This is a genomic window from Ensifer canadensis (genome assembly GCF_017488845.2).
GTDB lineage: Bacteria > Pseudomonadota > Alphaproteobacteria > Rhizobiales > Rhizobiaceae > Ensifer > Ensifer canadensis.
Window position 1 is genome coordinate 594,739 of record NZ_CP083374.1, and the last position, 18,324, is coordinate 613,062.

At 59.4% G+C, this 18,324-nt stretch carries 12 protein-coding genes; 5 read left to right on the forward strand and 7 right to left on the reverse strand.

Annotated elements, in window-relative coordinates; genetic code table 11:
• Positions 1–53: 53 nt before the first annotated feature.
• Positions 54–7,301 carry a peroxidase family protein gene (locus J3R84_RS36140; RefSeq protein ID WP_203527431.1) on the reverse strand — a complete coding sequence of 2,416 codons (7,248 nt, stop codon included), beginning with the start codon at positions 7,299–7,301 and terminating at the stop codon, positions 54–56.
• 425 nt (positions 7,302–7,726) lie between these two features.
• On the opposite strand from J3R84_RS36140, the gene J3R84_RS36145 reads away from it, so the two are divergent.
• Both J3R84_RS36145 and J3R84_RS36150 read left to right on the forward strand, forming a co-directional pair.
• Entirely contained in the window at positions 7,727–8,389 is a 663-nt protein-coding gene (locus J3R84_RS36145; RefSeq protein WP_057221157.1) for a response regulator, read from the forward strand.
• Positions 8,390–8,729: 340 nt separating this feature from the next.
• Positions 8,730–9,071, forward strand: coding sequence for a helix-turn-helix domain-containing protein (locus J3R84_RS36150; RefSeq protein ID WP_203527429.1), 342 nt, complete (start codon positions 8,730–8,732; stop codon positions 9,069–9,071).
• 257 nt (positions 9,072–9,328) lie between these two features.
• On the opposite strand, the gene J3R84_RS36155 is transcribed toward J3R84_RS36150, so the two are convergent.
• Both J3R84_RS36155 and J3R84_RS36160 read right to left on the reverse strand, forming a co-directional pair.
• Entirely contained in the window at positions 9,329–9,829 is a 501-nt protein-coding gene (locus tag J3R84_RS36155) for a dihydrofolate reductase family protein (protein ID WP_203527427.1), read from the reverse strand.
• 270 nt (positions 9,830–10,099) lie between these two features.
• Positions 10,100–10,786: a TetR/AcrR family transcriptional regulator gene (locus tag J3R84_RS36160; RefSeq protein WP_057221159.1), complete on the reverse strand. Its 687-nt coding sequence runs from the start codon at positions 10,784–10,786 to the stop codon at positions 10,100–10,102.
• Between the two features lie 143 nt (positions 10,787–10,929).
• Here J3R84_RS36160 and J3R84_RS36165 point away from each other — a divergent pair, with 143 nt between their 5' ends.
• Genes J3R84_RS36165 through J3R84_RS36175 form a run of 3 tightly spaced genes read left to right on the forward strand, consistent with a single transcriptional unit; the run spans position 10,930 to position 13,857 of the window.
• A complete protein-coding gene (locus J3R84_RS36165; RefSeq protein WP_203527425.1) occupies positions 10,930–11,940 on the forward strand; it encodes an efflux RND transporter periplasmic adaptor subunit in 1,011 nt (336 codons plus the stop codon).
• Positions 11,941–11,947: 7 nt separating this feature from the next.
• A complete protein-coding gene (locus J3R84_RS36170) occupies positions 11,948–13,189 on the forward strand; it encodes an ABC transporter permease (protein WP_203527423.1) in 1,242 nt (413 codons plus the stop codon).
• Complete coding sequence (locus J3R84_RS36175; RefSeq protein ID WP_057221161.1) at positions 13,186–13,857, forward strand: ABC transporter ATP-binding protein; 672 nt, start codon at positions 13,186–13,188, stop codon at positions 13,855–13,857. Before J3R84_RS36170 ends, J3R84_RS36175 begins: the two co-directional genes overlap by 4 nt.
• Before the next feature lie 209 nt (positions 13,858–14,066).
• Here the strand turns inward: J3R84_RS36175 and J3R84_RS36180 are convergent, their stop codons facing one another.
• The 4 genes from J3R84_RS36180 to J3R84_RS36195 all read right to left on the reverse strand — a co-directional run bounded on the left by J3R84_RS36180 (position 14,067) and on the right by J3R84_RS36195 (position 18,241).
• Positions 14,067–14,870 carry a hypothetical protein gene (locus J3R84_RS36180; RefSeq protein ID WP_057221162.1) on the reverse strand — a complete coding sequence of 268 codons (804 nt, stop codon included), beginning with the start codon at positions 14,868–14,870 and terminating at the stop codon, positions 14,067–14,069.
• 157 nt (positions 14,871–15,027) lie between these two features.
• On the reverse strand, positions 15,028–15,819 hold the full coding sequence (locus J3R84_RS36185; protein ID WP_057221163.1) for a hypothetical protein: 792 nt from the start codon (positions 15,817–15,819) through the stop codon (positions 15,028–15,030).
• Positions 15,820–16,119: 300 nt separating this feature from the next.
• On the reverse strand, positions 16,120–17,553 hold the full coding sequence (locus tag J3R84_RS36190; RefSeq protein ID WP_057221164.1) for a DUF1254 domain-containing protein: 1,434 nt from the start codon (positions 17,551–17,553) through the stop codon (positions 16,120–16,122).
• 166 nt (positions 17,554–17,719) lie between these two features.
• A complete protein-coding gene (locus J3R84_RS36195) occupies positions 17,720–18,241 on the reverse strand; it encodes a hypothetical protein (RefSeq protein ID WP_225906213.1) in 522 nt (173 codons plus the stop codon).
• Between the last annotated feature and the right edge of the window lie 83 nt (positions 18,242–18,324).

The window sequence follows — 18,324 nt, forward strand, 5'->3', positions numbered from 1 at the left end:
CGTTTGATGGAGTAAGGCCGGCGCGCCTTGGTCGGCGCGCCGGAAAACGCTGGTTACAAGTTGAAGTCAGAACCGGTGAGGTTGTGGTTCCCCTTGAGGTTCAGGCGGAACTCTGCGGCTCCGTCACTGTCGACGCTACCCGAGACGACGGTGTAATCGCCATCGGCCCTGGTTTCATGGGTCACGGCGAGTTGTGCCGGGCCACTCAGGCTCGATCCCGAGACCAGGGTGAAGGATTGATTTCCCGCCACCCCATTATTGGCATCGGTACCGCTGAGGTCGATCTTGTCACCGGCCTGGAAGCTGGTGATCGTATCGCCATCAGCATTGGCTTCGGACTGGAACCGGAACGTATCGTTGCCGGCTCCGCCTTCGATGACGTTGACGAAGGCATTGGCGACAATCGTGTCATTGCCCGAGCCGGTCACGACATTTTCGATCCCCCACAGGGTATCCTGCCCGGTCTGACTGCTGGACACGCTCCCCTGGTTCATGAACCCGGAGCCGATATCAACGGTCAGATTGGCGGTTATGGCCGACATGTCCAAAGTGTCGTTGCCGGCATCGCCGTAGTAGATGTCGTCACCATCATCCTTGGCGGCGACAATGATATCGTCGCCGGATCCCCCGGATACGAAGTCGCTGCCGGCACCGGTCTGGATCATGTCATTGCCGGCATCGGCAAAGATACGGTCCGATCCGGCATCGCCGTAGAGCATGTCGTTGCCCTCACCGCCGAGAATGTCGTCGTTGCCATCGCCGCCGAAGACCAGGTCGTTGCCGCCACCGGACGTGATGAAGTCGTTGCCGTCATCACCTCTGATGACGTCTGCACCCTCGCCACCGATGACGGTGTCATTGCCCCCAAGGGCAACGATCGTTTCGGCATTTGCCGTACCAAGCAGGACGTCTGCACTGGCTGTGCCGGCGATCGGCGATCCAGCGGACGGAGCAGGAGTGTTCGGCGTTTCACCGGTATCGTCGTCCGTCCCGGTAATCTGCGGTCCGCCGCCTTCGTATTTCTTGAACGTGACGGAGTTCGTGCCGTTGCTGACCGTGACGTTGCCGTTAGCCTCGGTGGTCACGAAGTCCGTCAGCGTGCCCCCGAGCTCGATCACGTCCTGGGGACGCAGTTGGCCGACAAGCGTGTCGTTACCGCCATTGGACCTGAAGACGATCCGATGCTCGGAGCTGAGCCCAGTTATGTCGACCGTGTCGTCGCCGGTGTTGCCGTCGATGGTGATCGTGCTGAAGTTGAGGCTTGTGAACGGCGCATTGAAATCGCCGAACACCTGGATCGTGTCACCAACGATGGGGCCGCCGCCGTCAGGCTGGTTCGGGTTGTTGCCGTTGTTCGCGGTCGTATTGAAGGCGTTGACCGTGATTTCTTCGATGTTGTCCAGTTCGGCGATAACAGTGGTGTTCAGCCCGACTGTACGGGTGATGACGATCTCGGTATCCGTTCCGGTGACAGGAACCCCTGCGGCAATGGCAGCTGCCTTAGCATAGATACGGAACGTTTCTGCTTCACCATTGCCAGTGAGCTGGAAGGTGTCGGTGCCGGCGTCGCCATCAACACGGTCAAACCCTTCGGTGGAACTCATGTTGATGGTGTCGTTGCCGGTACCTGCGTCGATAATGTCATTGCCGGTGCCGCCGTTGATCGTGTCTCCACCGTCGCCGGCATCGATATTGTCATTGCCGCCACCGCCGGTGATCGTCGTTCCCGCGGTATTGCCGATGATGATTTCAGCAGCCGCGCCGCCGGTGATGTTGCCGATCACGCGGTTGATGTTGACCTGGGCCGTATCCGTCAGGCCGCCATCGGTAGCGGTGTAGACGAACGAGCCGCCTGCTCCGCCTGTGTCATTCAAGGTGAGGATGCCCGCCCCGATCACCGGAGTAGTGACGCCATCCGGGCTGCTGACGGCTGTGAGCGTAAGGGCACCGCCTTCCGGGTCGGTATCGTTGGCGAGCAGGGCAGCGTGCGAGATGGTGAAGTTCACCCCTTGCGCAACGTTGGTGATGACGGTGTCGGTGTTGACGGACGGAGCATCGTTTATGGCGTTCACTGTCACGGTCGTGGTCGCGACTGCGCTGGTCAAAAGCCCGTCATTGACGGTGACCTGAATGCTGCGGGCGGCCGTGCTCGGGTTCTCCGAGGTGTTGGCGTAGCGCACCTGCTGGATCGCCGTGCGATAGTTTGCAATCGAGGTTGTGCCGGAGAGCGTCAGGGTAATCTGACCCGCAACGGAATTGTCTACCGCTGCGGTAATGCCTCCCGGCAAGCCGCCCTGCACCGTCAGGGCATCGCCGGCGCTGGCATTGGTTAGAACCACCCGGGCAGAAGCCAGGGACGTACTATCGTCGGTAATGACAGGGCCAAGCGCAATGGCAACGGCAGGGGCATTTTCGGTATAGCTGGTCTGGTAGTTATTGCCGGGCGCGCCAGGCACAGGCGTGATGGTATCGACCTCGGTCTGGATATTGACGTTGTCGATGTAGAGGTTTTCACCACCCTCGAAAGTCCCCGCCGCTCTGAAGCGGATTTGAGTATTCGCGCCGATCAAGCCTTGGGGGATTGGTGCCGTGAAGACGTTCGTTTGATTGCCGCCGACGGTTCCAAGCGAAGTCCAGCCGCCGTTGGTTGTGTTACGAACTTCGACCACGACATTCTCGCCGAAATCCAGTTCGTCTGCGACGTAGTTGAAGCTTAGCGTCGCCCTGGTAATGCCTGTCAAATTGACAGCACGCGCAAGGGTCTCATTGCCATCGGTGCCTTCGATGAATTGCAGTCTGCCAGCGGCGAGACTGACACTGACATCACCCCCTGTGGCGCCGCCGGTATCGTTATCTTCGACCCATGGGCCTCCCCAGTTCGAAGCGCCGTTGTTATTGGTATAGGTGGCTGCGGTGAACGTATCGCGATAGGCCTGCGCGACTGTCGCTGTCGCCGTGGAGGTCGAGGGGCCATGCAGATCCAGCGTCGGCGCCTGCAGTGAGATATCCTGGTCGGTGAAATCCAGGATTTCGACGTTGCGGATGGTGTCCGTGCCGTCGGTCGCCAAGCCACCGACATGGGCCACCGTGACCGTACCGTCGACATTAAAGTCAATGTCGTATTCCGCACGGGCACCCGAGAACACCGCCCTGTCGATATCTGCAATCCCATCGCTATCAGCTTGGTCGTTGCTATCGCGGATGGTTCGCACGATTGCCAGCTGGCCCGGATTGATGGTGCCGTTGAACATGGCGGCGGCAAGCGTCGTCATGCTGTTGTGCAGAACAGGCGTGCCCGTATGTTCAGGATCGTTGGCGGCATAGACGCCGATCTGTACGTCGAGCCATTTGTCGCCGTCGATGATGTCGTCACCGGCGTTGCCGATAATACGGTCGCTGCCGTCGCCGCCGAGGATAATGTCTCCGCCGTCGAAGGAGGTGACGCCAGCGCCAAGCAACGCCTGCAGGCCATTGACAAGCGCGATACCTTCAGCGTCGAGCGCGCTCCCGAGATACCCTGTGGTCCCGCCTTGGGTCAGAGGCGCCCTATCGGCCGCCACGTCTTCGGTGCCGGCCAACACGTCGTTGAACCTCGTCCCGGAGAGACCTTCCATGGATTCGTACTCGTCGAGTGCAGCGTTCTCTGGAAGCACCGGAGCTTCGTCGAACACGATCGGGATCGACAGGTCGGCATTTACCCCAAGGGCGTTGTCCTTGTAGGTCGCCCAGTCGAAGCCGGACATGCCCACCATTTTTCCGCGGCCGGCGCTGCCGACCATGATGTCGTCGCCACCCTCGCCGATGAACTCGTCAAAGCCGCCATCGCCGAGGAACACGTCATGTCCGTCAACGCCGTCATGGGCAAAGACTTCATCGAAGTTATCGCCAGGCGCACCGTCAAATGTACCGGTTTCGATCCAGTCGTTGCCTTCGTTGCCGAGGATGCGTTCGGCGTTCTTGTTGCCGTAGATGAAGTCGTTGCCGGTTCCGGCGAAGACCTCCGATCCCATGTCGGTGCCGAGGAAGATGAAGTCCTGGCCGTCATTGCCCATGACCAGGTCGAGGCCGGGTCCTGCATGGACGACGTCATTGCCCGCACCAGCCTTGATGTTGTCGTCGCCGCCGGAGTCGACGATGATATCGTCGCCTGCGCCGGCATTGATGATATCGTTGCCGAACCCACCTTCCAGCCGGTCATTGCCGCCGTCGCCATAAAGGGTGTCGTCACCGATCCCGGCGATCAGGATATCGTTCTGCTCGGTGCCGCCAAGGACCACGTGGTCGCCGCCGGTATATTTGAGATAATTGGTATCCGCGCCCGGTGTCGCCGGGTTGTTGCGTTGGACGAGTGGTGTGAGAATACCACCGCCGAGGGGGTCATTGCCCAGATTGTCGGCACTTTCGTCGACGCCGGTCCCGGGATTGTCATCCATGATGCCGTCTGCGCCGGCCGTCTCGCCGAGACCGGGATTATACTGCTTTGTCCGGTCGACCTCGAGAATGAGGCCGGGTGTCGAGAAGACGTCGGACGGCAGGTGCGTCGCGTCGGTATTGCGCATGATCATGGCTGCGAAGGAGTTGTTCTCCATCTCGCCAAAGAGGTGCAGGCCGTCGAGACGCTGCAGGTAATAGAAGCGGTCGCCGCTCTGCAGTTTTTCCATCTGGGTTTCGAAGACGAAGTTGAAGGTCGAGCCGAGCATGCCGCCGAAGGGCATGATCTGTTCGGCAAGGCCGCCGATCCATAGATCGACATCGTTGAGACCACCAAGCGATCCTCCGGCAAAGCCGCCGGTGGCATTGAGAAAGTCCTCGGCGTTCGCCTGTACCGCCAGTCCGCCGAAGGACTGGTTGAAGATCAGGGTCATCGCGGCGTCGCGCTTGCCTTCGATCGTCGTCTGGCCGGTGATCAGCGGATGCGTGCCGTAGGCGGCGATGAAGTTGATGATCGAGGCTTCGTGTTTGAGATGGCTAGCGAAGTCGACCCAGCTCTCATAGGGCTTGAGCAGGGCATCCTGGTTGGTCGCCGCATAGAACTGAGCGCGCGCTTCATTCAAGGTCGGCACACCCGTGTCACGACCGCGAGCCAGGTTGATGGTCGCCAGATCGAGCGGCAGCCCCAAGAGATTGTTGCGAAGCGCGCTCGTCACGAACTCGTCGATCTCGTTGCCCACCTGCCGGGTCATGCCACGGATAATGGCGCCGGCGGCGACATCGGCATCAACCACACCGGCCGTACCATTGTTCTTGAACTGGATCGGATTGAGGAAGCCCTCGATCAAGCCGATATGGTCGGCATTGAAGCTTTCGTCGAAGCGGTCGATGGACTCAGTCAACATCGAGTGACCGAAGCGATAGACCACGTGGGCGAATTCCGCCACGATCGACGGGTCGATGGTGACGTCGAAACCGTCCGGCACCAGGAACACGTTGATGTTGGGCTGGATCTTGCGTGCAAATTCTTCAAAAACAAGATGCTGATACTGCATTTCGGTGCCGAACTTGGCCGCCTGGAACAGGCGTTCGCCGTCCCAGATGAGCCCAGTTGCGCTTGCCGGAACTTCCGTGACGTCAACAGCCAGCCATTCGTTCAGAAATGCGACCGCCTCCGCCTGCGAAGCACCATTGGTGAGCATGGCAGCGGCGTCGGCCAACACCACGTCCTTGGTGTGCTGCACCAGGCGATTGTGTTCGGAGTGGAAGACGTGGTGGACGGCTGTCAGGCCGATATTCTCGTTTGCACGGCCGTCACCGGCGATAAAGTGGGCGTCAAGCAACTCGTTGTCATACTGACCATCGGTCGGCGTTTGGTCCGGATTGCCGAGCCCGATTTCTAGATCGCCGTCGGCAAGACCCGTAGGGACCGCATTGTGGGCGATGTCGGCCAGGAAAGCGTGACCGGTCCGCACGGCCAGATGCTGTACATCGGGAAGCGTATCGGCGTCGGGACCGTCTGCGACAAGATTAAACAGGCTGAGTGGATCGGTTGGCGTGCCCGATTGCAGTGACTGCGGTGGCCCAGCCATGACAACCTGCGGGAAGCCCGTTGTCGGGTTGGGGATGAAGTTGCCATAGGCGTCGGTCGCCAGTAGCGGCAGGTTGCCGACATGAAAGTCGGTCAATTCGATGCCGAGGATCGTTCTTGCCTGGGCCTTGACGTCGGCCCAGGTGGCCATCCCGCCATTGACGCCTTCAATCAGCCGTCCGGTTGCAACCGGAACGCCATCCGCATTGAGCACATATTGGCGCAGGAATACCTGATGGGAGGGATGCGAGGTATAGGTCTGGTTCTGGTCGACGAATGAGGTCGTGTTGTTGACCGGACGATCCGTATCGTCTGCGGTCCCCATCACACCATCGGCGCCCGGCCCGGCCAAAGTCGCGCGGGTCAGCACCATGAAGTTGGTCGTACCCCCTGGCACATAAAGCGGGTCGTCGGGCATCAGCGGTATGAACACGGTGCCGTTGCCGCCCTTGGCGACAAGATCAAGACCGTGGTCGAAGAACTGGCCAAAGAGCGTGAACCAGGAGTTGAATGAGGCCGACAAGCCTTCGTCCGGCGCCAGGTTGGTGATTTTGACGTTCGCGCCTTCAAGTTCGATGCCGTTGTCTGTGAGAAGAGTCATCAGACCATCGTCGACAGCATCAAGTGCTGCGCGTGCCGCGTCCAGTTCCGCAAGCGCATCGGCTGCCGCCTGTTGCAAGGCTGCGTTGCCGGGACTGGCCGATGCCGCCGCCGCCGCTTCCGCATATTCGCGCTCTTCGGTCGCGACAGCTCTGAACTGCGGGATCAGCGGTGCATAGGCCGCCGAAATCGCTGCTGTGACGGCCATCTGCTGTTCCGGAGGAACGATGCCTGCCCTCTGCAGGCCGGTCAAAATTGCCGACGGATTGCCAAGTGTCTGGTCGACGAGCAGGTTGGAAATGGTACGCACATAGGGGTCGAACACGTCACCGGGGCCGGCTGTTCCGGGGCCGTCATTGTCGATGCCTGGCTGGTAGGTGACGGGGACCATCGGGGCCGGACCGGGACCGTCGGGGTCGACCATGATTGTGCGGAAATCGGTACCCAAAGGCTCTGGGAATTCATTGTCGGCCGCACCCCATTCCGGGTGAAGCGGGTTGTTATAGGTGCCGTCAACCGTTCGCAGGCCCCAAGAAACATTGTAGCTTGGAATCGAACCGTTCGGGCCGAACAGCGACTTGCCCTGAGTGCCACCCGACTGCTCGAAGAGCGCGTGATCCTCTGCGATTTTGATCTGCTTCAAGATGAAATCGAGGTCAGAACGAATATAGGCAACCATTTCTACTCTCCCCTTAAAGCCGGCAAATGCGGCTTGGCCTGACCGGTGAAATATTATTGATGACGTCGATCGTCCCGCTGCGCGGGGTGTTGCCCGCACATCGTCGACAGAAACATTCGTTTTATCTAATTTGCTAATAATCAACTGGTCCGATGCCTCTTGGCCAGTTGCCTAAGTCCAGTCATTTTTCAGACTTTGGTGCCTAAAGCGCGCATGACATTGGTCGCCTAACCCCCGGGACCAAGGTCTTAATCACAGCGCGCAGCAGCATTGCTGTTCTGGAGGTCAAACGGTTCAGGCGATGGTTTGCCCAACAGACGGCTCCAGACCGTTGGGGCACTACAGATTTAGGCTTACCTACATAAGCGCATGGACAGGAAATGGGCGCAGGCGTATATCTCCCGTCAGAGGGTGGGAGATCAAATATGAGATCAATTGCGCTGGCTCTGGCCGATGATCATCCATTGATGCTCGCGGGTCTTGTAGATCTGTTTAGATCCAAGGAAGAATTTGTAGTCGTCGCGACTGGGTCTTCCGCCGAAGAAGTACTTGAGATCGGACTACAAGCAGCGCCGGATGTTTTCATCGTCGACATTATGATGCCTGGCAACATCTTCAATACTATCCTGGACCTGATGAAACGGGGTTGCAGGACGAGGTTCCTGGCGTTCAGCGCTATGTCGAAATCTGACATCGCAGTCAATGCGCTCAAGGCCGGCGCCAGTGGCTACGTCGTCAAGGGGACCAGTCCACAGGAGCTCATTGATGCGGTTAAGGCCGTTCAGCGAGGTGAAATCTTCATAAGCCGGGATCTCGCCTGCAAGTTGATTGAACACCACAGAATGGCGTCGCTCCGTGCCGCAGCCGGGCCACCCGTCAAGTTCAGCCTCAGGGAAGGCCAAATCATCGCAATGCTGACGCGGGGATGCACCAACCGCCAGATCGCCGTGGAATTGAAGATTGGCGAAAAAACCGTTAAGAATCATATGACTGCGCTCATGCAAAAGTTAAATGTCCGCAATCGCCTCGAAGTGCTGATTGCGACACAGAAACTTGATCGGGACGAGCTGTCCGCTCCACGCCACTGATGGTGATATCACAAAGCCTTGCCTGATCTGATACGCGCCTGCCATTAACGGCCTCAATTAATAGCTGTATTTCGAAACGTTTCTGAGGCGCTAACTCGCTCTATCTCTCCAACGGATTCACCTGATCCGGAAAGACACCACGCTCACCGATTGCGCGCGCTGGAAGCGTCGGGTCTCACTCCGCCCTACCACTATTGACGAATGCGAAGTCAGAGCAGCTCACCGCAAGTCGCACACAGCAGCCGATCGTTTGAGGATTGTACCGCAAATGGACGGATTGCAGAGAATTGTGCGCAACAGCACGCTCAATTCAGACATTCGTCGCTGGAGGTGCAGTGCCATGCCAACACGCGTCAACGCAACAGCTGCGCTTGCGGAAGAACTTGGCGAACGCCTACGGGCCGTGCGGCTTGATCACCGGTTCTCGCGGGATAGGCTTGCCGCCGCGCTTGGCGTCACGCTCCACCAAGTCCAGAAATATGAGAATGGCAAGAGCAATATCTCCGTGCCGATGCTTATTCTCATGTGCGAGGCGCTCGGCGCTCATCCAATGGAGTTGATCGGCACGATGGTTGAGGCTCGAGTGACCGTTTGCAAGACACAGGATATCGCGCACGAGCGTCTCGTCATGGCCCAGCTGAAACTCGAGGAGATCTGCAGGGAGATCGCCGCAGGGACGTGATCGGTCATGTCGCCGGCCTGCTCACCGCCGCGACGGCTCAAAGATCGAAAGACTGGCAAGCCTGCCGATCAGAGACTATTGGGAATGATAGTTGAACATGGTTCGTTCAGCGTTCGCATCTCGGCCAGAAACTTGGCCGGCGATCTCTCGGACCTTGGCGAAGAGTTCTACATGATCGAGGCGCTGAGCGTCGATCTCGTCTAACTGCCGACCCTCGACTACGACGTTGTGATAGCACCCCAGCAAGACAAAGTTGCCTACCTCCTTGTTTCCGTCGATTCCATCGTGGCCGTTCGATACTGCGGACGCCCGGTGGGACGGTAGGCTTGGATGATCACCCCGCCGGCAGTGGACCGCGATGCGACCAGTTCGAGTGCCCTGTCCGGGCCGGTTTCGGGAAAGAGCCGCATGCCCTGGCCGAGGATCAGCGGGCAGGTGAAAAGGTTGATCTCATCGACCAGATCGTTGTCGAGCAACCAGCGGATGAACGTGGTGCCGCCCTGCACTTGCAACTCGCCGCCCGGCGTGGACTTCAGGTCGCGGATTGCGGTCGCGACGTCGCCCGAAAGGACAGTGGTATTCGCCCATTTCGGGTTCCTGAGCGTGTTCGATGCCACGTATTTGGGCCGCGTGTTCAAGGCGAGTGCGACGGGGTTGTCACGCGGGATCTCCTTGACCGCTCCCCAGGAGCCGGCAAAGACCTCGTACGTCCACCGGCCGAACAGAAACGCGTCGGCGCGCGCGTAGATCTGGCCCAATGCGGCCCCCGCCTCTTCGTCGAAGAGCGGCGCAATCCATCCGCCGCGCTCGAAGCCACCGCGACAGACCTCGTCGAGCCGAGCCCTTGGATGACTCCATCAAGGGAGACATTCGTCATGGTAATCAATTTCATGATCGTCGTTCCTTCCGGTTGGTCACCGCACGCGCCTTCACTGCATAGACGAACGGCTGATCCGGAATTCGACAAACCATTCAAGAAATCTTTTCGGCCGCCGTCAATCTTGCCCGCATACCGCCAGGCCGACGGGTCAGGCTTGCAGGAAGGTGCGCGCAAAGCCGGGTTCCGTTACCTCGATCGACCCCTCCGGAAGCTTCAAAAAACGCTCGATCGCGGTGCCATAGGTTCGCATCCAGCTGTCCAGCATCGCCGCTGCCCCGTCGAGGTCACCGGCCTCCGAAAGTTGCAACGCCTTGTGCATCATCTTGGCGACGCTCAATCGCAATTGCAGAAGCATCATCGCGGCAGTTTCCGGATCAGGTGCGTCCAGCGCTCCCTGCGCATGACCGCGCCGCAGTATCTCCGTGATAATTGGCAGACTGGCTGCCTGGAGAGCCTCGTCGATGCGGTGATACAGCACGACGTTTTCCGGCTTGAACAGGGCGTTGAAGGTATTCTTCAGCTGCGGCGCCATTTCAAGTTTTAGTCGCCGCGAGCCGGCGAAAAGCGCATTCAACTGTCCAACGGCATCAAGCGAAGGGTCTTCGGCGAGGAGCTGCAGTTCCTCGAGATTCCTCTTCGCCAGTCGGGTCGCGACCGCCTCGAGGAGCGCCTCCTTCGAAACGAAGTAGTGATAGAAAGCACCCTTCGAGACATCGGCCTCACGGATGACGTCGTTGACCGTCGTATCCTCGTATCCATGCTGAAAGAACAGCCGTTCGGCGCAATCGATCAGCTCCTTCGATCGGACCTCGGGCGATTTCTTTATTCTAGCCATAAGTGCTCCGAGAACTGCGCCTTAGCACGGTTTGCAATGTGTTCCACGATGCCCACGATAGGCAAGGTGGTGTTCACCCTTGAAACAAACCGACCGTCGGTCTATTTTTACTGCATGGATTGGAAGGTTTCAAGGAGCGTTTCGTGCAGCTAGCTCGTTATGCAATCGCTGCTGCCACCATAGCCGGCATCGGCGCGGTGGCCACCTGGTATTTGTTTCGTGCAGTTCCCGTATCCGTTGTTGCCCCCAAGCGTGGCGATGCGGCAGAAATCGTTTACGCGGACGGTGTCGTGGAGCCGCGCACCTGGGCGAAGGTCACGCCGACCGTGGCCGAGCGGATCGTCGAACAATGCGACTGTGAAGGCGAACGCGTCGCCAAGGGACAGGTGCTCGCCCGCCTCGACGACACGGAGGCGCGCGCAGCGCTCAGCGAACTCCAGGCGCGCCTGACGCTGGCGCAGGAAGAATATCGGCGTAAGCTGACGCTGGCCGAAAAGCGCACGATCAGCGAACAGGAGGTCGACCAAGCGCGCAGCGAACTGGGCCAGCTCGAAGCTTTGGTGGCGGGTCGTCAGGCGCGGCTTGCGACCTACGTATTGCGAGCACCGAGCAACGGCCAGGTGCTGCGGCAGGATGGCGAGATCGGCGAAGTCGCCGGACTCGGCACGGTGCTCTTTTGGGTCGGGGAACCGAAACCGCTGATCATCACGGCCGACGTCAACGAAGAGGACATTTCGCGCGTCGACGTCGGGCAGCGGGCGCTATTGAGATCGGATGCTTTTCCCGATCGCAAGCTCGAGGCGACTGTCGACAGCATCACGCCAAAAGGCGACCCGGTGACAAAGACCTATCGTGTCCGCTTCCGCCTGCCCGACGACACGCCGCTGCGCATCGGCATGTCGACGGACGTCAACGTCATCGTGCGGGTATCGCATGGCGCCTTGATCATTCCAACCGTGGCTCTGGAAGGGACAAAGGTCGCTCTGCTCGACGGCGGGCGTATCAAGATACAAACCCTGAAGACGGGCATACGTGGCGCCGAAGGCGTCGAGATCCTGTCGGGTCTCGAAGGCGACGCCCGTATCGTCTCGCCGTTCCCGACCGACCTTGCCGACGGTGCTCGCGTCAAGGCCGCGGCCGAGCCGGAGAAATGAGTTCGCCATGCGCCTCATCCTCGACATCGCGCTGACCCACATTTCCGGCCGGGGACGGCAGACGGTCGTCGCGATGCTGGGAGTTGCCGTTGGCGTCGGCTTTTCCATTGCCATGGCGGCCCTGATGCAGGGCGGCCAGGATGATTTCGTCCGTCAGCTCGTCGACACCATGCCGCATGTGCAGGTGACCGACGAGCAGCGCACGGCCCGGCGGCAACCGGCAGAGGACCAGTTCGATGCCGCCGCCATTTTCGGGCTCAGGCCGCGAGACGACCGCCGCGGCATCATCAACCCAACCGCAGCCCTCGCCTGGCTCAACGCCTGGATCCCGGGGCGCATTGCAGCGACGCTGAATGCACAAGGGGTCATTCGCTATTCCGGCCAGGAGGTCGGCGCTGCAGTCCTCGGTATCGACCCGCAAGCTGAGCCCCGCGTCTCTCCGATCATCGAGGATTTCAAGGCGGGAAGCTTCGCGCCCCTCGCCGCCGGCGGCAACAACGTGGTCATCGGCGATACCATGGCCTCACGGCTCGGCGCTGGCCTCGGCGATACGATTACCGCGGTCTCGTCGGAAGGTCTTAGCCGCCGCTTCAAAATCGTCGGGCTGTTCCATACGGGCACCACCGCGCGTGACGAAGGAGAAGCCTACGTGCTGCAGAAGAACGCACAAATCCTCTCCGCGCGGCCGAATGCGATCAACCAGATCAATATCAAACTCGACGACCCGAACGCCGCGCCTGCGGTGGCGCGCCGCGTCGAAGCGGAGCTTGGCTACAAGGCGATTGCCTGGCAGGAGGCGAACGAGTCGATCCTGGAAGCGCTCGTCGTTCGCAATGTCATCATGTACACCGTCGTCGCCGCGATCATGTTGGTTGCAGGTTTCGGCATCTTCAACATCATCTCTACGATCACACACGAGAAGGCGCGAGACATCGCCATCATGAAGTCGTTGGGTTTCACCGAGTCCGACATGCGCATTCTCTTCGTGCTCGAAGGTGTGGCCATCGCCACGGCCGGCACGCTGCTCGGCTGGGCGCTCGGCTTTGCGATGGTTTATGCGCTTTCCCTGGTGCGCTTCGAGATATCCGCAACCGGGCAAGAAATGACCCGGCTGCCGATCGCCTGGAGCATGCTTCACTATCTCATCGCCGCGGCCTTCGCACTCGGCTCGGCCGCCGTTGCCGGCTACCTGCCCGCAAGGCGCGCGTCCCGCGCAAATCCGGTCGACATCATCAGGGGCGCGACATGAGTTCACTCATCGAAGCCAAGGATCTCACGCGCATCCTCCAGGAAACGGTGCCGGTCACACTGGTCAAGGAGGTGACAGCGACGATCGCCGAACGGGAATTCGTCGCAGTCACCGGCCCGTCCGGCTCTGGCAAGTCGTCGCTTCTCTATCTGCTTGGCTTGCTCGATCGGCCGACCACCGGCACGCTGATGATCCGCGGCCGGGACACCGATCTCATGGATGAACAGGAGCGGGCCGCCACGCGCCTGGAGAATATCGGCTTCGTCTTCCAGTTTCACTTCCTGTTGCCGGAGTTCACTGCGCGCGAGAACGTCGAGATCCCGATGCGTAAGCTTGGCCGTCTCGCCCGAGCTGAGATGCGCCAAAGAGCAAGCGATTTGCTCGACGCACTGGGCCTTTCCGATCATCTCGACAAGCGTCCCGATCAGCTTTCGGGCGGCCAGCGTCAGCGCGTGGCGGTGGCAAGGGCACTCGCCAACGATCCACCACTGATCCTCGCCGACGAGCCGACCGGCAGCCTCGATAGCAAGAGCTCTGAACAAGTCTTCACCATCCTGGAAACGCTGGTTCGCAAGCAGGGCAAGACGGTGGTCGCCGTGACGCACGATCTAGACATGGCCGCGCGCATGGACCGGCGCCTCAATCTTGTCGATGGGCGATTGCATTGAGCGATCGCTTCGCTTGACTCGCCGCAACAACCTTTGCCCACCGGATCGAAAGCCGGAGCGCATTTTCAAGCCGAGATTGCGAAAGTTGGTTGTCCCAGTTCCAGCGACAAGTTCCACTCAGCGCCTGCAACCAAACAGTATATGCCAGAACATACCGAGACCACCGGCTTCCCGGCGGATAGATTCATCGCCAAAACGGGCCCTAATCGTCACTTCGGGAACAGGAACGTTACTGCCGCTCTGAAACCCCATCCTTGCGGCCCGTTTTCAGGTGCCTGTGCCCAGTACCGCGCACCCGCTGTGAAGCTCACGGGCTGCTCACCGAATTTCACCAACTTTGACACCTGAAAATTGACCGGAACCGACCACTCGTCCTGGATCCAATCGTACGTGCTTTCAGTATTCAGCGAATAAGTCCATGCATCGGGCGTAGTATAGGAAACAAAAGGCTGCAGATACGTCGAACTGACATCCTCCCGGTCACTCTGGCCGGCGAAAGACCAGATGTGGTTGGCCAGTATCCCGTATGTCCAAGGTCCTTCCTGTTTCAAGGCGACAGCCGTAGGACCAGCTCCCCATTTTCCACTCCCAAGTAGCTCATCGGTCGCCGTTGGGATCAGGAAGACCGGCCCAGCGCCCCAGATGATCCCGCCCGGGCCGGGTTGCTTGGGGGAAACGAAAAGGCTCTGAGTGATATCGCCGAGACCGAACTGGTGGCCGGATTGCCCGGCTATGTCATTTTGCGAGATCACCGGCAAGATTGTGCGCGAGATGATGTTCCAGTCTTCGTTCAGCGAGATTGGGATGACTGGTTGGATATTGAGGACTTCGCGATTGCCATTCTCAGGGCCGTAACCGCGATCATAGTTGAACTGAAAGGGCACGCTGATGAGCGAAGCAATCGGATTGCTGAGCTTCTTGGCGAGCTCAGCGCCGGACTCTTGAGCAACAGCTGACCCGACGGTAGCCATGAAAGAGACAGTCAAACAAATAATTCTGTAGTGCGGCTTCATATTGTGACCTCGGCCCCTGGATTCGAAGGTTTTCTGTGCTGCTTTACCTCAAGACGGCAGTGGTGCAGCTCGCATTACGGCACAGTGAGCGGACCACGATCGGTCCGCTCGTTGTCTATAAACGTCCGCTGAACGTGGCGAACGGCACATCAGCATCCTAAAACCGTACGACCAGGCCGAGGATGGGGCCCTGCTGAACGGTGTCGAACACGAACCCATCATCGCTGTAGTCGACGCCCAAAGCGCGGTAACCGGCCACTGCCGAAATCGTGTCGCTAAACCGGTAGCCAATCGTCGCAGCGACGTCCCAGTCGAGATCGGCACCACCTGCCCCAATGAACCCCCACCCTGTCAGATAGATTTCGGGAGTGAGCGAATAGGTGCCGCGAAGGCCGGCTAAACCGTCCACCCACGTTGCACCATCGCTTCTGGAACGCCCATCGAGAATGCCACCGCTGAACGAAAGCTCGCTTTCGACGGACCAGACGCGCAGACCGCCGACGATTTCGAGCCGCGCGCTGTTGTCCTCAAAAACCGAATACCCCGCACCAAGCATTCCGGCGAAGGTCTCGGATTTGAGCTCGGCGTCTGTGGCAAGGATGCCTCTTGGCGTACCGGCCTGCCCCGAAATCTTGGTATACATGACATCGCCGAAGATGCTGTAAGGTCCATTACGGGCCTCGCCCATCGCCATGGCGCCGAAATCGAGGTGATCGAAGATGTCGCTGAAACTGGCGTCGACGTCCACGGCAGGCAAGCCGAATTGCCCGAGTTCCCCCGACAAACCAGCTGCCCAGAAATAAGGCGCAAAAGTAAAGGTCCAGCCACTCTCCGTGGTCGTCTGCCGAGCCTCTGGCGTCATCGGCGAATAGATGTCCGCAGCCATTGCTCCATTACTAACGAGACATGTTCCGATCGCCGCCAGAGCGCGAAGTAGGTATAATTTCATGCTAGCCCCTAATAGCGGCCGCCGATGCGGCCAACTCGATTTGCGTCCGCGATTCAGACCCAGACGGAGATCGCTGTTTAACCCGTTGCTGTTTTCGTGAAGGTCGGTCTCGTTCGACCCGACGCGCGGGCGTCTAATAAGACACGCGGCGCTGTAGAAGAGATACTTGGCGCAGCCCAATGGCAAACGCCCAGCGAGAACGCACCGCCTATGCAAATGCCGGCTGCCGCCTACTGTCCTCGGTCAGAGGACCACAAGAAGCAGAGGCGCCAGCCGAGCATCAGCACAATGGGGGGAGAACTATTCGGCCACAGTGATGCCGGGCGGCTGCCACGTCCCTTCGCCCGCCGGCAAGATCGAAGGCGCTTCCGTCTTCGGCCAGTACAGGCGCATCACGAGGTAGATTTTGTCATCCGGCGCCGGAAGCCAATTGGATTCCTTGTCCGCACCGGGGCTGTCCTTTTGGAGGTACAGCGTCAGCGAGCCGTCCGCGTCCTTTTTCATCTCCGGCAACATCGGAGAGTTGATCAGGTAGCGATTGATCGGATTCTTGACCAGGAGCTGGCTCTTGCCGTCGTACATGGTAACGGACCAGAACGCATTTACTGGTGGCAACTGGCCGGCCGGGAAGGTCAGCGTGTAGTTGTGCTTGCTGCCGTCGAGCGGCGCACCGGCCGCGTCCGTTCGGGTATAGGGGTACATGGCTTCGACGGCATCATTGCCCAAGAGACCGCCCTTGGCGGCGCCTGCCCGCATCACCCAATCGCCATTGTAAAAGGCCTCGTCGCCAAAGAACGAGCCAACGTTCCAGCCGTTGATGTCCTTATTTCCGCTGGCCAGCCATTTGTCGACTTTGTCATTTCCCTGCTTCATGGCCACCAGGATTTCGGCTTTATGTTCGAGCGATAATTCCTTGAAGTCGAAGGTCTTGCCGGGACCGATGCCAATCCTCGCAAGTTTCGCGCGAATCTCCTTGTCCCTTGCCGTCTCAGGGACGAACTGCAGGGCTGCGTCGAGATATTGGAAGAAGTTGTCCTTGATCCCGGCGGTGGTGGCAGGAAGGAACTCGATCGTGGCCGCGGCTGGCGGGGCCGGAGTTTTAAGAAAACCAGATAGCGGCTGGGCCTTGTAGCCGGCCTGAATCTTCTCGACGTTCGGCATGTCGTCGGGGTTGAAGAGCTGCGTGCGGATAAGCGCGAGCGTGAACGGCGTCGTCGATTGGAAAACCTTCTTGATCCCGGAGGGCGTTTCACCCTTCCAGTCTGGGCCAACGACCAGATAATCGCCTGGCTCGGTCCCCGTGGCGCGCGTGCCGATGTAGCCGTAGTTGTAGGTGTTGCAATCGATCAATTGGACCGAGTAGTAGCGGTCCTTTTCGATCACCGGCACCGAGATGACCATCGGCTCAGCGCGCAAATCCAGCCAGATGAACGAGTAAGGCGTGTCGCTGTTCGGCGTAATGACTGCCGTGTCAGCCGGGCTGGCGACATGGTGCATGTTGTTGATTTCGTTGAACGGCGCCTTGAATTGCCCCGAGTTTTTGTCAACGGCGAACTCTTGCATAACCGCATAAATCATCACCAGCGGCAGGCCGTAGATGAAGCCTTCCTCGGCGATGTCTTTTGCCTCGATAATGCCCGGGTGGCTTTGCGCCATCAGCAGGCTTGGCCTCGCGATCACGGCGCTAGCGGCGATCGCCGCGGTGGATCGAAGTAGATCTCTCTTCGTCAGCATTTGCCGTACTCCTTGTATTATTCGATGAGTTATCGAAACGGCGCGAGCTGTGGGGCAGCTCCGGAACCCTGGACGGAATCGTCCGGTTGCATTGGCTGTTGGTGAGGTATTCGCAAGACCTGATGCGGCTGCAGTCAGGATAATACCGAGCCGCAACCGGCAGGTGCTAATATAGAAAGGCCCGCCGGTAGCCGCGCCTGGCCACGCCCGCATAGGAGAGCGGCGTCAACGGCATGCCGATGATGTCGATGAACACAGAGACCTCGGAGCCCTTCTCCGGCATTTCGCCGCCAACAACCTTGACTGTGTAGGTCAAGTTATTGTCGTTCAGCTCCGGATTCTCTAGGACGACGACGACCTGCTTCAGCTTGTCCCCTTCGAGGATCGACAGGTCGGCATTCGGCGGATCGGAAAGGAAGCTGTCCTTGCCCTTGCTCCAGAACGGCACGAAAGCGGCCGTCTCCATGTTCCCGGCAATGCGCTCGGGGCGGTCAGAGAAAAACAACGTGGCGCCGCCAACACCTTCGAGCGTCAGCTTGCTCGACGCCTTGTCAAATTTCATAGCACTTGCCGTTTGAACGAACAGGAAGTCGGCGACTTCTTCGGTTGCCTGCGCCAGTCGCGGCATGAACGGCACTGTCGTCGCCGCGACAGAGGCTGCCAGCAGTAGGTTCCGTCTGGTTGTCATAGTCGCACCCCTCCTATAGGTCGCAAAACATGTGGGTCTCTACTTGTGCTACTCACATGTTTTACGGCACTAAACAGTATTCG

Excerpts from the sequence above, each read along its gene's own strand:
- J3R84_RS36140 (WP_203527431.1), bottom strand. The coding sequence starts at position 7,301 with ATGGTTGCCTATATTCGTTCTGACCTCGATTTCATCTTGAAGCAGATC.
- J3R84_RS36145 (WP_057221157.1), top strand. The coding sequence starts at position 7,727 with ATGAGATCAATTGCGCTGGCTCTGGCCGATGATCATCCATTGATGCTC.
- J3R84_RS36150 (WP_203527429.1), top strand. The coding sequence starts at position 8,730 with ATGCCAACACGCGTCAACGCAACAGCTGCGCTTGCGGAAGAACTTGGC.
- J3R84_RS36160 (WP_057221159.1), bottom strand. The coding sequence starts at position 10,786 with ATGGCTAGAATAAAGAAATCGCCCGAGGTCCGATCGAAGGAGCTGATC.
- J3R84_RS36170 (WP_203527423.1), top strand. The coding sequence starts at position 11,948 with ATGCGCCTCATCCTCGACATCGCGCTGACCCACATTTCCGGCCGGGGA.
- J3R84_RS36175 (WP_057221161.1), top strand. The coding sequence starts at position 13,186 with ATGAGTTCACTCATCGAAGCCAAGGATCTCACGCGCATCCTCCAGGAA.
- J3R84_RS36180 (WP_057221162.1), bottom strand. The coding sequence starts at position 14,870 with ATGAAGCCGCACTACAGAATTATTTGTTTGACTGTCTCTTTCATGGCT.
- J3R84_RS36185 (WP_057221163.1), bottom strand. The coding sequence starts at position 15,819 with ATGAAATTATACCTACTTCGCGCTCTGGCGGCGATCGGAACATGTCTC.
- J3R84_RS36190 (WP_057221164.1), bottom strand. The coding sequence starts at position 17,553 with ATGCTGACGAAGAGAGATCTACTTCGATCCACCGCGGCGATCGCCGCT.
- J3R84_RS36195 (WP_225906213.1), bottom strand. The coding sequence starts at position 18,241 with ATGACAACCAGACGGAACCTACTGCTGGCAGCCTCTGTCGCGGCGACG.